The organism is Yersinia enterocolitica, assembly GCA_002082245.2.
Taxonomy (GTDB): Bacteria; Pseudomonadota; Gammaproteobacteria; order Enterobacterales; family Enterobacteriaceae; genus Yersinia; species Yersinia enterocolitica_E.
This window is the reverse complement of the sequence record NBTC02000002.1, coordinates 4,493,350-4,506,720: the sequence shown is the minus strand read 5'-3', so window position 1 is coordinate 4,506,720 and position 13,371 is coordinate 4,493,350. Positions and strand designations below refer to the sequence as shown.

The window sequence follows — 13,371 nt, the reverse complement described above, 5'->3', positions numbered from 1 at the left end:
ATTACACGTATGTGAATTTCTATATTATAAAGGTGTCATTTAGACGATTTGAAACCACGCTCAGCCGCACGACGGATAGCCTCTAGCTTATCTGGGCGTTCGCTATTAGGCACCACGCCTTCACCGGTCCAACCATCCACCAGATTGTTAAAGCCATACAGTGTTTGCTTGCCACCGAAAGGGATCAGCGGAACTTCGGTTTCATCACCGGGTTCAAAACGAATTGCGGTGGTTGAGGAGATATTGAGTCTCTTGCCATAAGCCGCAGCACGGTCGAACTCCAGTGCACGGTTAACTTCGAAGAAGTGGAAATGCGACCCCACTTGAATGGGTCGGTCACCGGTATTGCGAACTTTAACTTTGGTTACTGGCTTATTTTCATTAAAGGTGATCGGTGTATCAGCTAAAATACAGCCCCCGAGAGGGGTATTCTGTTCTGCATTATCTTTAGTGCTTTTCTTTGCGCTCATGCTTTAATCCTCTGCAATAATCAGTTCAGGTTTTACTCGCATGCTGCCATCGGTGTTATTTAATAGGATCGTGCACCGTGACCAACCGGCTACCGTCAGTAAAAATTGCCTCAACCTGAACATTCGGAATCAGATCAGCTACCCCGTCCATCACATCATCTTTAGTGAGAACTTTGCTGGCTTCTTTCATGACATCTTCTACCGATTTGCCATCTCTGGCCCCTTCCATTGCAGTCACGGTGATGATAGAAACGGCTTCGGGATAATTGAGTTTCAAGCCACGCGCTTTGCGTTTGAACGCCACATCAGACAGCGTGTAGATCATGAGTTTTTCAACTTCTCTTGGGGTGAGCTGCATAAGCCCTCCTGTATGGTGTTAAGAAAGTGAAAGTGAGAAAAACAACCTACTAGCTCTATAACTGCTAGCCCTCTAATTTGCCTTGTCAGTAAAGGGTTATCCCTTGTTATTACTGATAAAATAGGCTTTTGATGCCAGTTAATTAGTATATTTCAGAATTTAAGCGCATCCTCCTGCATATCTTGTTAGATTCTTCATTTGAGTTCTGATTTTGCGTTTTAACCACCCTCAATATGCTGCCCGACATTTGCGCTGCAACTTAAAATATCGAAAGAACGACTGCCGCCCGTTATACAGCAAGATATTACAATCGTGTATAAAGGTGTTATCCCGCTGGATTGATTTGTATGATGAATTTTTGATGGGTATTTTTTACCGCTTTTAGTTATGCCAATCAATAGGTGAATGGCATCCGCTAATATTTTTTTACTAAAACAGAAAAGGATTACTGCATTTATCCACAGTAAACAACAAACGGATGAATCGATTAAACGTTTGCTTCCCATAGCTAACCAATCCCTTATTCAGCGCTCAGTTTCGGTATGTTCTTTTTGTAGCATAGATAATTATAAATCAATATGTTGCTATAAAAAAAACACCTCTAACCAATATAGACCAAAAACTGGAAAATTCATCATTAATTACCAACTTGATAAAAAACACTGTAGCGATGAGGGTAGGGTAATTAAATGTAATTGAAAATCAATTAGTTAGGTGTAAAATGATGCGGGTTTATATTCATCACAAATAAAGAACACCAGAACTCCCACCAAGAATAGATGTTAAGTCGGCATGCTGAGACAGAAACAAAATCACACAAACCCTAAGGGGTGTTAGCCTGATAAGAATACGTTAAAATACTAATCACTGTGTATAGAATATCCACCTACTTCAAGTTAATATTGAACGCTATCTCAATTTATTTATGTAAAGTTATCTTACCGTGATGTTAATTATCATCTCCACTGTATAACCCCGCGTTTTTATCATTATTTAAACAGAACATGATCCTAATCAATAATTCTATTTTCACTTGGAAATAAAACATCTCATACATTGAGTGACTATCACTCTAGATAATTATTTAATCGATTACATTTTAATTTACCGTTATTAACTCATCCTGTTTTTATCAATGCCAAACCAATTTGAGGCTTAACCACTGGTTTTTGATAAAGAGGGATTTTACTTTCACGCTCTGGTATCCATATACGTGAACACACCTTTTCCAATAAGGATTTATTGTGGCTGAAAACAATGAGCCCCAATGGGCGGTGTGCCGCTTCGTCTAATAAAACGCGCCAAATTTGTGCCTGAACATGTGCATCCAGTTGTGCCGTTACTTCATCGGCAATCAAGTATCGGGTGCGCGGATCCAGTGCCCGCAATAGTGCGATACGCGCCAACTCGCCCCCCGACAATTCATCAGGCCGGCGCTTCAACCAATCAGGATTAACGGCCATCCGCTCAAGCCAATGTGCTGCGGGTCGCCAGGCATCATGCAAGCTCTCCCCCGTAGTCCGGTAAGGATTGAAACTTTGTTCTGGATGCTGTGGCACTAACTGAATAGGACAATAACCTTTTTTTGCCAGTGGCGCGCCACCGAGCAAAATCTGGCCGGAAGTGGCTGACTGCCATTGTGCTAATACCCGGCCAAGGGTCGTTTTACCAAAACCACTGGGAGCCGAAATACCTAAGCGCTCTCCGGCTGTTAGAGAAAATGAGATGCTATCCCACAACAGTTTGCCACCTTGAACCACCGTCAGATTATCGACACTAAACATATTCGCCCACCTCCGACAAGGCTATGTGCTGACTGACAAATTGTTGCTCCGGTAGCGCCGCCCATAGTGACTGTAGCCAGGGGCTACCACCGTTATTCTTCAATTCTTCAGCACTCAGCGTCTCATGTAGCTTACCCTGATGTAACACCGCAATCTTATCGGCAAAACGTGCCGCCAATGCCAGATCATGAGTTACCCATAAAATGCCCCGCCCTTGTTGGCAAAAAGCCCGCAGGTGAGTCAGTAACTGGCAGGCATGCTCATCATCGAGCCACGAGGTCACTTCATCAGCCAAAATATAGCGGGCATTGGTCAGGGTGGCACAACTGGTCAGCACCCGTTTTGCCATGCCGCCAGAGAGTTGGCGAGGGAAGTCATGCACCAACCCTGGCGCAAGATTGTAGGTTTGCAGTTGCATTGCCACATCTTCTAGCCGCAGTTTTACACCACTAAGCTGCGCGGCGCGGGTCATTTGTGAGCCGACTTTAATTAATGGATTTAGCGCACTGACCCCTTGAGGGACGTAACATAACGTTTTTCCGCGCCGTTCAATTTTGTCTTGGGCGCACAACACCTCACCATCAAGGATAATCTCGCCATGACAACGCATATTGTCTGGCAATAAACCCAATGCACTTTGTAACAACAGACTTTTGCCTTCACCGCTACCGCCAACTAACGCCACCAGTTCCCCCGGATTCACCTCCAAAGAAATATTACTCAGCAGAGGATGCCAGGTTTTTCGCCCCAGCCAGCGGTAATGAGCAACATCAATAGCAAATTTTGCAAATTTCAACATCAGGTTATCCTCACCCAGAGTTGTTGCAGCGACCGGGCAAACTGGTCAAATACTAATACCAATCCCACCAAAATCAGGCCAGGGAAAAAAGCCAGCCACCATGCCCCACTGCTCAGGTAACGCAGTGCATCCGCTAATAAGATCCCCAACGACGGCTCATGAGGTGACAGCCCAAACCCAAGAAAACTGAGCGCTGCGCTGTGTAACACCGCATGGGGAAACATCAACAGTGTGCCAACAATCCATTGTGGCAGTAATAACGGTAGCAGATGATGACGCCAACGGTAAAAATTACTGTTACCCAACCGATGAGACAACATCACATAATCAGTCTCGCGAATACGTAAGATTTCTGCGCGTAAAATCAGGGCAAGCTTTGGCCAATGGGTGAGGGCTACCGCCAGAATAACGCCTTGTTTCCCGCCCCCCAAAGTGAAGCAGATCAGCACCAATAACAGCAAGTGGGGCAATGCCAACATACTGTCAATTAATCCGCGAATGATATAATCCAGCGTTTTATTGATAGCACACAAACTGGCAGTGAGCATCGCCAGCAGCCCACTGGCAAAAGCAGCAATCAGGCCAATTTGTAAACTGGTTGTCATGCCCTGAAAACAGCGCAACCACAAGTCGCGCCCCAGACTATCAGTACCAAACCAATAAACCGGTGATGGCGGCTGGCGGCGCGCCATCAGATCCATCGGAACTTCAATGGGATAAATAACCCAGCCATAAACAATTAAAATGAGTAATAGCGCCAATGAAACGAACAGCCGAAACAACGCCCGGTTTGGGTTATAAGTCATAATTGCCGCGCAGCTCCCCTATTTAAGCGGTGTAACAGTGCGTTGGCAACGCTGTTACCGCAAAAGACCAATATGGCGCAAAACATGACGATCCCCATCAGTAACGGAATATCGCCGTGAAGCCCGGCATCAATAGTGGCTTGCCCTAAGCCGGGATAGGCAAAAACTTTCTCCGCTAATAGCGAGCCACCCAGTAATTCCCCCACAGAGGCAAATTGCAGACAAAGCGCTGGCGTAATGGCATGGCGTAAAATATGGAAGTGAACCAATGACCAGCCCTTATCTCCCTGAGCACGTGCATAGCGGATAAACTCGCTATTCATCACCTCAGCAACCCTGGCGCGGGTATGCAACGCAATATTGCCAACCCCCAATAATCCCAAGGCCAGCATCGGCAGAATGAGATGACGCAGTTTGTCGCTCCAACTGGCTGTTTCAGCATTGCTTCCAGGTGCCCATGCACAGCAAATCGGCGCCCAATTCAGCTTCACCGCAAATAATGACAGCAACAATAAACCAATCCAGAAAGTGGGTAGCGAAGCTAATAAATATGACAGGGTTGAGATCAAACGATCAGGCCAGCGATTAAGATAACGCCCCGCAGTCAGCCCCAGCAGTAGCCCAACAATGCCGGAGAATAGCCATGCCGAAAGCAGTAACGCAAACGAGGTGGCAAAACGTTCACCAATGACCTGTGAGACCGGCGCGTTATACAGCATGGAGTAACCCAAATCACCTTGCAAAACCTGAGTAAACCAATGCAGAAAACGCTGCCACAAAGGCAGATCCAACCCCCACCGCGCCGCAATCAGCGGATATTGTTCCGGTGGAACATGCAGCAGCTCACTGCCAATATAGGCGCGTATTGGGTCTACCGGGGAAAAACTCAGCAGCGTAAAAGTGCCTACTGCGGTGATTAGCAGCAGGCAAATTAAACGCAGAGTAAATAGCGAGACCCCCTTCATTACTGACAGGTCCATTTCCAGCTATCCAGGCTATTAAGCAGTGACCAGGAACCATGGATTTCCGGTGCCCCCTTACCTAAATCAACGCAATCATTAGCCAGGTAAGTATGCTGAATATTCAATAACCACGCCCACGCCGCATCACCGCGAATACCGGCACCGGTCGTTCCATCCCAATCAACCTGTTGCCAAAATGGCACTGCTTGTTCCCAGGTTGGCGCATCCAGTGCCTGTTGCAGATGTTTATCAACTACCGGATTCTGGTAGTAGCCTGGATTATAATATTCAACACCGGCAGCTTTACTGCTGTAGTGATGGTACAGCTCCATGGGATCAAGGCTACCCCAGCCAAACAACGTGGGGTTAGCATGCATATTACGTTCAACGGTTTCCCAGCTACCGGATTTCAAATCAACATCAACACCAATAGGTTTCAGCATCGAACGCAGCGCCTGGGCTAAATCGCGGCGCGTAGTATCACCGCTGGTATACCAAAGCGTGATTTTGGCCGGCACCCCACTTTTTTCTCGAATACCCTCACTGTTCAGCGCCCAACCGGCCTGTTCTAATATCTGTTTGGCTTTTTCGCTATCACCATCTTTAATGGCCGAATCTGGGTTATTCCATGGCAGCCCCTGTACACCTGTATAGGCAGGAATAGCATGACCCTCCATAATTTGGTCGGCCAGGAGTTGGCGGTTAATGGCATAGTTAATGGCACGGCGGATAGCAACATTAGCCGTTACATCATTACCAATCGGATAACCCTGAGCATCTTTCTTACCCGCCGGAGTGGTCGGGAACACGATGCCACGGTTTTCTACACTTGGCCGCACCCATAACTTCATGTTATTGACCGGACCTGCCGCCATCGATGGTGGAATGCGGACGACCCCTAACTGCCCACTTTGCGCCGCGGCAAAGGCACTGTCTTCATCAAGAAAAACAAAAATCAGTTTATCGAAATCATTCTTATTACCGGCATAATGAGGATTGGCTTCCACGATCATTTGCTGACCAGGTTGGAAGCTCACCAAACGGTACGGGCCAGCACCAATAGGGTTTTGTGCATAGGTTTTGGCATTATATTTATCAGCAGAAACGATCCCCAGCGATCCCAACACATTTACAAAAGTACTTTGTGGCGCTTTCAATTGGATTCGAATATTGAGGGGATCGATTTCTTCGGCGCGGAGGAAATTACCCATATCGACTTTACCGCCACTGGCAGCAGCATTGTTATAGGTAAACACCACATCTTTGGCCGTCAGAGGAGATCCATCAGAGAATTTGAGGCCCGGCTTGAGCGTCAGAGTCCAGGTTTTACCGTCGTTGCTGGTTTTATACTGGCTCAGCAGAAAATTATTCCAGCTAAGATCTTCATTTTGTTTTAGCAACGGGCTATGCAATAGCAGATAACTGCCATGACTCCAGCCTAGCATTGGGTCAAAGCCTTCGGTGGGTTCATCACCGATAGCCAGTTGCAGTGTATGTGTTGCGGCACTAACGGGAACAGAAAAAACACTGAGTAGGGCGGCTGTGAGTAAGGTAGTTCGGAGCCATAGACGTTTAGACATGAATCATCCTTTGATAAATTAGCCAGTGAATATAGGGCATTGCCTGTCAGGCAAAGATTCAACAAATAATTAAGCGTAGCACTAAACATTAATATGGGTAATAGATGTCTTTTTTAGTATTAAAGACCAATTTCACAACTTTAGTTAGAACTTAACAGCATTCAACTAACAAAAATCAGGTTTAGATGAGGTAAATCAAAAAAAAACAAGACAGATCTAAAATTGATTATAAATAAAATTGATCTACATCTATAAAAACGACAAAGATAGTAAATGAAATAGTCGATATATTCCTTATAATATCGCCTTGCAACAAGATTCGCCGATTAGTACCCACAAACCAAGAGATATAGCCTATTAATTCATGGCCGCGTTATTTTCAATCAAGAAGATTAATTATCGAGCCATTGGTGCAATTTTTATTTTTCCGTCAAGCATCGGAACACTGCGAGGATATTAAGATAAGTTCCAATCGGGAATTATTACCCATTGAGGGAAATCTATCATAATAATGAGAGAAAGAGAGTGATTGAGTAGACATTCTTTCGCACCAGAATAATTTTTCTGACACAGATTATCCCTCACAGCCCTTTACACGCCCACCCACCTTGAAGGTAAAATACTTGAATATCTGGGTATACATATCGATGGACATATCACAGACCTTGTCACGATCAACATCGGGTGTAGCTGGATTTTCGGACACCTGTAAATCATTTCATGCACGAAGCCGCTCTGTCGCCAGTTCGGATTAATATACTGGTAATAAATAATGCTCCCAATCCCAATTAGAATAATACCCGCAGAATAGCACCCATATTATTACATTTATTTCTGTTACGTAATGCCGTTGCGATATCTGACAAAACCACACCGATACCTGGATATCATAACCTCCATCTAATTCACCGCTAAATCCTTTATGCGATAAATATTAAAGTAATGAAACTATACTACTTACACGTATATTAAAATTCACAATATGCAGTAGCTATTCTAGCGAACACACAAATTTACAGTGAATACTTAACCATTAGGCTGGTAGGTCATCTCGTAAAAATAAGCGCTAAACGGCAACTCATACAAAACTTGAGTACTCTCCAAAAGCGAAGGGAGGATTTTTGGCTCGCAGCGTGAATAGTCTTCTGTAGGATATTGGCGCTGACAGTATCCCCGAGGGCTATCGATAAAATCCATCTTAGGAATGCGTTTAAGCACTAAAACTTTCCCTTCACTGTTCCCCATTTGAGGTTCAATAAAAAAGAAGCTGAGCTGAGATATGAGCGCCGTAATGCTAATAGCCACTACGACTATCCACAGATAAATAGAACGCATACAGAATTCCTGCAATGAGTAAACACGATTACTCTATCAGCTAACCTATAATGAACGCCAAGAATAATAGCAGTGGTTGTCCATCGCAGGAGAAAAAGCACTTTTATATTCAAATATTGCAGCCACAGCTCACTGGATCCCTGGGTTTATCTATGTCCGTGATTTTCGTGTGCAGCGGTAACCCCTCATCACGCCAGCCGGTGACACCTCCTATCATCTCTTTAACCGCATAGCCAAGTTTGCTCAAATTAACGGCGGCGCGGTGAACACCGTTGCAGTGGGGACCAGCACAGTAAATCACAAATAATGTCTCTGGCGGATAGAGTGAAAGCAAAGTGGTATCCATTAATCGATGAGGAATATTGATAGCTCCCGGTAGGTGTAGCGTGGCAAACGCCGCCTCACTACGCACATCTACCAACACAAAATCTACATTACCTTGCTGCTGGCTGGTATAGACATCTGAGCAATCAGTTTCAAATGCTAAACGCTGGGAAAAGTACTGTAATGCGCGTTCTGCACAAGCCGCTGGGATCTGACTGACTAAACTGCTCATATGATTTCTCCATTCAATATTATGAAGCATCACTTTATGAAATGGCATTAGCCGATTACAGTGGCAGAAATGACAATAAACCACTGAGATACGCCAATGAATATTTCAACTGCATCAATATCTGCCAACAGACCAACGGAGGAGCCGGGATTAGTGGTGACGCTGGCTTACGACGGATTGTGCCTATTTGAGTTTGGTATTGCGCAGGAAATATTTGGTTTAGCTCGCCCTGAATTTGATTTTCCCTGGTACCGGCACCAAGTGGTCGGTGTAGAACAACACATCACTACGGCCAATGGCAGCCTACATATTCAAGTTGATACCGATTTGTCCCTACTGGAACAGGCTAAAACCATTGTGATACCCGGTTGGCGCAGCCCTGACGCCCTCCCTCCAACAGCACTTACCGAGGCTTTGCAGCAAGCAGTTGCACGTGGTGCACGCATTATATCCATCTGTTCTGGCGTTTTTGTACTGGCGGCTGCGGGGTTATTACAGGGGAAAAGCGCCACAACTCACTGGCGCTATACCGATTATCTGGCACAACACTATCCTGACATTCATGTCGATGCCAATGTCTTGTATGTAGATGAGGGGCAAATTATCACCTCTGCGGGTAGCAGTGCCGGTATTGATGCCTGCTTACATCTGATTACCCGTGATTTTGGGGCTAAAATCGCCAATCAGGTAGCACAGCGGTTAGTCATGGCTCCCCAGCGACGGGGCGGGCAACAGCAATTTATTCCGCTGCCGCTTGCCAAAGAAACGCATCGGGATATGGCAAAAATGATGCAGCAAGTGCGCGGGCAACTGGCCCAAAATTGGAGTGTCAGCCAAATGGCCGCCGAATTGGCGCTCAGTGACAGGACATTTTTACGGCATTTTTCTGCCGCCACGGGCCAATCACCCAAAATATGGTTACAGCACGAGAGAATGCACAAAGCGAAAGAATTACTAGAAAGGGATCAGATGAGTATTGCGAGGATTGCCGAATATTGCGGATTTCAGACCATTGAAGGTTTTAGAAATGCATTTCGCCAAAAAGTAGGGATCACACCTGCGGTGTATCGGCGGAAATTTAAATATAACTAAGGGGGATATTCCAGAGTAATGAATCAATATCGACGATTTTAGAAAACTAAAAACCCCGCCGTGGCGAGGTTTTTAGGTTGTTGGTTAATCTTATTTTAGAGATAAGAATAATATTATTGAGGATATTATTGTCTGCTCCGGCTTAGGCCATCATCGCTATCGCAACTTTCCAACAATACTTTTTACCAACAATACGTTTACCAAAAAAAATCTGACCTGAGCCAGATTTAATTACAGCTAAACGTGATAGATAGCAGTGTAAATTACAGTGCTACTACGTTTACAGCTGAAGGGCCTTTCTGGCCTTGCTCGATGCTGAACTCTACGTTCTGGCCTTCATCAAGAGTTTTGTAATCAGTGCCCTGGATTGCAGAGAAATGTACGAATACATCTTTGCTACCGTCAGCAGGAGAAATAAAACCAAAACCTTTACCAGCGTCAAACCATTTTACTAAACCAGTCATTTTATTAGACATAGAGATATTTCCTTCATTATTTGTGCCAAAACGTGGCAATTGTGGTCTGCTGATCAAGAGTTACTTATGGGGGCACTAAAGAAGGAAATTCGTCGGAGAAGTGATGTCTAAAAAATATCGCTTTAACTAGGAACTGCTTTACTTAAATGGCTTACATAAATAGGTCTGTGCTACAAACCGATGAAGCTATTAACGCATGCTGAGATATTAATAGCAAGGCTTATTTATTTTAAGTATTAAATGAATGATAAAAACAAATCGTGCATAAATTATGATATACCCTAAATAATTCAAGTTGCAGGAAGGCAGCAACGAAATGAACCCACGGAGTTGAAATAACTCAATGACCTGGGTGAGTGATGGCAGCCAACGCACATGCAGTTTGAAGTATGACGGGTATAAAACCAACTGTCATACATCGTCCGGTGGCATCCTGTGCCGGGATAGAAAGACAGATTCTAGCGGGTGAGGTTATGCTCAGACTTCGTTATAATGCCAATGAAAATCGGAAGCCGTCATAAAGGAAAAGCAATGACAATGCGTGAGCTTGAAGTACAGTTTCTTAATGCAATGAGTGAGTTGCAGTCAACTTTTGAGAAGCAGCATCAGACATGGCAGGCAAGCTACAATGCATTGCAACATGAACTGGAGCAGTCAAAAGCACGGGAAACAGCATTGCGTGCTAAAAATGATATGTTGCTTAGAAAGCTTAATACTGCCAACACCTTGCCAGAACAACATTCATTAGTTAGGCAGATTAAAGTGTTAGGTGCACATCTTGATGCTCTGGCGAAAGATGCTGCCGCTTTCAATCATCATCTGAATAATCAGCAACAAAATAGCGATAATTTCAGTGGCGATAACCCTTAAACACTTCGTTGACTTTATCTACTCAGGCGATTTAACAGCCAGATAATTTTACGTTGTCAATTACACCTTTTATGGCGCAAAGAAACATTCAATGACGTGGATAATTATTGCTGTTTTGATCGTAGTTTTTATTGTCGGCTACCGTGTGTTGACATCAGATACCCGCAAAGCGGTGGATACACTGGCCAATTTACTGAAGATAAAACCGATTTACATTGAATCCATGTTGCAAGAGATGGGGCAACGTCAGACACAAATGTTTATCCGCTCCACCAGCAATGGCTATGCCGAGGATGTGAGAAAGGCAGCTTATCTGGTCTTTATTTACCAAACCTTTATCAAAGACTCTTCCGATGAAAATGTGATGCAATGGCGCAATACGCTGATTCGCTCACATATATCCCCAATGCTAACGGCCGAACATACCGAAGCGGCTTTGTTCTATTTCGCAGAACTGGATTTAGATGCCTTTGAATTGGCGCAATTCCGCCGACAATATAATATGCAGTTTAATCAGGAAGCTGACGCCGTATTGCATTGATTCTGGCGCTACGGCGCGGTGACATTTATTGCGCCAAGTCGAGCTAGTTTTACGGGTACATACTGTTTAGATAACGCAATAACATTTCTCTTGAGCTAAAACCGTGGGCAATACCGTAGCGGTCATCAGCTTCACCGGCCAGATAGAGCGGAAACTCCACATACTTATCACTGATACGAATAGTTGCCGTGGGTGTGGCAAACAACAAGCTTTTATCTTTATGCGCTGGGTGAATAACCAATGCTGTCCTGCCCATTCGGGCTTCACGGTTAACATAAACGTAATGCTCCGCTTTACGATAACCGTAAGCCTGATCAACCGTATAATCCCGATCAAAACCGGCATTCTCCAGGACCTTAGCCACTTCATCTGGCCGTAAATACATTTATTTCCCCTCTTTTTGACTACTATTGAGCGACCTTACCGTAATAAATAAGGGAAACCACGTATTTATTGGCTCAAAACGACTATTTCGGAATAGTCTACACGCCATGTTCATCTCATCAGCGTTGTTTCTACTCGACTGGCGCGTTAATAATCCGTTGCTGGCGTGGTAGCGTCGCACGCCAAAACCACCACAAAAAGAGGCTGACTGAGTTACGGATAATAAAATCTTATTCCGCCCCCAGTGAGGGCTTGTTTTCACGCCATTGCGATGGGGTAATGCCCTTAACTCGCATAAACTCGCGATTAAAATTTGATTTAGTCTGGAACCCCGCCTCTAGCATAATATCGATCACTAGCAGCTCCGTACGCATCAATAGCATCGCGGCATGATCGACCCGCAACTGATTAACGTATTGCGAAACATTTTGCCCCGTTTGCTGATTAATGGCCTGCGACACTTTGCGCGGGGCAACACCAACTTTGCGCGCCAACGTTGATAAGTTGAGTTGACTCTCCAGATACAGATTATTTTTCTTTAAGGTCAATAAGATGACAGAGAAAAGCGCCTCCAGCGATTCAGCTAATGGCTTATCATCCATTACCGCCAACTCAGCCGACACCGCAGCAATCGGCTCTTCACGATGTGCGCTGGTCGCTAGGGTGTAGCACATTGCCAACGTAATCAAAAGGTTGCTCAAGCTGGCTATTAACCCAGCCTGATTTCCGGCAAAAAATGCATAGTCAGCACTGATAATGATATCGCCCACCCCCGACCCAATCAGCAAGATAGCCATCAGAAGCCATAACCGGTAGCTAAGCCAAATTCTTTCCACAGAGATCTGTTGCAAACGATCCTCACCAGGGCGCAAGTAAACCAGCACCGCAAGGCCATAAGACAAATAACTGATAATGACCATTGCATCGAGCCACTGCGGCGCGATCCAGACACAAATTGCCGTACCGATAGGGCCTAAAGCATGTATCCCAAGCTGGCGAATACCCGCCCTCCTCTCCCCGGTTGTACTGAGGAGTGCTAAATAAGTCAGCGGGGGGATAGTCATAGCGACGATAGGTTGTAAGCCATTAAACAGGGCAAGATGATAGCCATAGCGCAAGCCAATCAACCCGCTTTGTAATGCACAAACCAGCAATAGCAGCAGTAAGAATCCTCTCTGCTTACCGGATTTAATCAAATGATAAAACAAACCAATACATAAAATTGATAACAGAAAAGAGACGGGGATCAGTGGCATAACCCTTGCCTTAACAAGTGGATATCGTGAATAACGGTTTTGTAGTGTAGACAGCCAGATAAGCGAAAACAAGCAGGTTCAGGGACTGGATCATGATCGAGG

At 45.0% G+C, this 13,371-nt stretch carries 15 protein-coding genes and 1 pseudogene; 3 read left to right on the top strand and 13 right to left on the bottom strand.

Annotated features, from left to right (window positions below; translation table 11 throughout):
* Positions 1-35 precede the first annotated feature (35 nt).
* The 10 genes and pseudogenes from A6J66_022045 to A6J66_022000 all read right to left on the bottom strand — a co-directional run bounded on the left by A6J66_022045 (position 36) and on the right by A6J66_022000 (position 8,650).
* Positions 36-470: an urease subunit beta gene (locus A6J66_022045; GenBank protein ID PNM26593.1), complete on the bottom strand. Its 435-nt coding sequence runs from the start codon at positions 468-470 to the stop codon at positions 36-38.
* A 55-nt stretch (positions 471-525) separates the two neighbouring features.
* The gene (locus A6J66_022040; protein ID PNM26592.1) at positions 526-828 is read right to left on the bottom strand and encodes an urease subunit gamma; all 303 of its coding nucleotides are present in this window, start codon (positions 826-828) and stop codon (positions 526-528) included.
* Between the two features lie 325 nt (positions 829-1,153).
* Positions 1,154-1,334, bottom strand: a pseudogene (locus A6J66_022035) (hypothetical protein).
* A gap of 612 nt (positions 1,335-1,946) precedes the next feature.
* Positions 1,947-2,612 carry a nickel ABC transporter ATP-binding protein gene (locus tag A6J66_022030; protein ID PNM26591.1) on the bottom strand — a complete coding sequence of 222 codons (666 nt, stop codon included), beginning with the start codon at positions 2,610-2,612 and terminating at the stop codon, positions 1,947-1,949.
* Entirely contained in the window at positions 2,605-3,411 is an 807-nt protein-coding gene (locus A6J66_022025) for a peptide ABC transporter ATP-binding protein (GenBank protein ID PNM26590.1), read from the bottom strand. Before A6J66_022025 ends, A6J66_022030 begins: the two co-directional genes overlap by 8 nt.
* Positions 3,411-4,217 (bottom strand): ABC transporter permease, encoded by an 807-nt coding sequence (locus A6J66_022020; protein PNM26589.1) that lies wholly within the window; start codon positions 4,215-4,217, stop codon positions 3,411-3,413. Before A6J66_022020 ends, A6J66_022025 begins: the two co-directional genes overlap by 1 nt.
* The gene (locus A6J66_022015) at positions 4,214-5,182 is read right to left on the bottom strand and encodes an ABC transporter permease (GenBank protein ID PNM26588.1); all 969 of its coding nucleotides are present in this window, start codon (positions 5,180-5,182) and stop codon (positions 4,214-4,216) included. Before A6J66_022015 ends, A6J66_022020 begins: the two co-directional genes overlap by 4 nt.
* Complete coding sequence (locus tag A6J66_022010; protein PNM26587.1) at positions 5,182-6,759, bottom strand: nickel ABC transporter substrate-binding protein; 1,578 nt, start codon at positions 6,757-6,759, stop codon at positions 5,182-5,184. The genes A6J66_022015 and A6J66_022010 overlap by 1 nt, the downstream gene beginning before the upstream one ends.
* 1,026 nt (positions 6,760-7,785) lie before the next feature.
* The gene (locus A6J66_022005; GenBank protein ID PNM26586.1) at positions 7,786-8,094 is read right to left on the bottom strand and encodes a DNA-directed RNA polymerase subunit beta; all 309 of its coding nucleotides are present in this window, start codon (positions 8,092-8,094) and stop codon (positions 7,786-7,788) included.
* A 109-nt stretch (positions 8,095-8,203) separates the two neighbouring features.
* Entirely contained in the window at positions 8,204-8,650 is a 447-nt protein-coding gene (locus tag A6J66_022000; protein PNM26585.1) for a rhodanese, read from the bottom strand.
* A gap of 96 nt (positions 8,651-8,746) precedes the next feature.
* On the opposite strand from A6J66_022000, the gene A6J66_021995 reads away from it, so the two are divergent.
* On the top strand, positions 8,747-9,742 hold the full coding sequence (locus A6J66_021995; protein ID PNM26584.1) for a transcriptional regulator FtrA: 996 nt from the start codon (positions 8,747-8,749) through the stop codon (positions 9,740-9,742).
* Positions 9,743-10,005: 263 nt separating this feature from the next.
* Here A6J66_021995 and A6J66_021990 read toward each other — a convergent pair whose 3' ends face one another.
* Complete coding sequence (locus tag A6J66_021990) at positions 10,006-10,218, bottom strand: cold-shock protein (GenBank protein PNM26583.1); 213 nt, start codon at positions 10,216-10,218, stop codon at positions 10,006-10,008.
* Positions 10,219-10,749: 531 nt separating this feature from the next.
* Between A6J66_021990 and A6J66_021985 the strand changes: the two genes are divergently transcribed.
* Together A6J66_021985 and A6J66_021980 are read left to right on the top strand one after the other, a co-directional pair.
* Positions 10,750-11,088: an MbeD/MobD like protein gene (locus tag A6J66_021985; protein ID PNM26582.1), complete on the top strand. Its 339-nt coding sequence runs from the start codon at positions 10,750-10,752 to the stop codon at positions 11,086-11,088.
* Positions 11,089-11,179: 91 nt separating this feature from the next.
* Positions 11,180-11,629, top strand: coding sequence for a DUF1198 domain-containing protein (locus A6J66_021980; GenBank protein PNM26581.1), 450 nt, complete (start codon positions 11,180-11,182; stop codon positions 11,627-11,629).
* A gap of 49 nt (positions 11,630-11,678) precedes the next feature.
* Here the strand turns inward: A6J66_021980 and A6J66_021975 are convergent, their stop codons facing one another.
* Together A6J66_021975 and A6J66_021970 are read right to left on the bottom strand one after the other, a co-directional pair.
* On the bottom strand, positions 11,679-12,014 hold the full coding sequence (locus A6J66_021975; protein ID PNM26580.1) for a hypothetical protein: 336 nt from the start codon (positions 12,012-12,014) through the stop codon (positions 11,679-11,681).
* 229 nt (positions 12,015-12,243) lie between these two features.
* Positions 12,244-13,269, bottom strand: a complete 1,026-nt coding sequence (locus A6J66_021970; protein PNM26579.1) for an AraC family transcriptional regulator — start codon at positions 13,267-13,269, stop codon at positions 12,244-12,246.
* Between the last annotated feature and the right edge of the window lie 102 nt (positions 13,270-13,371).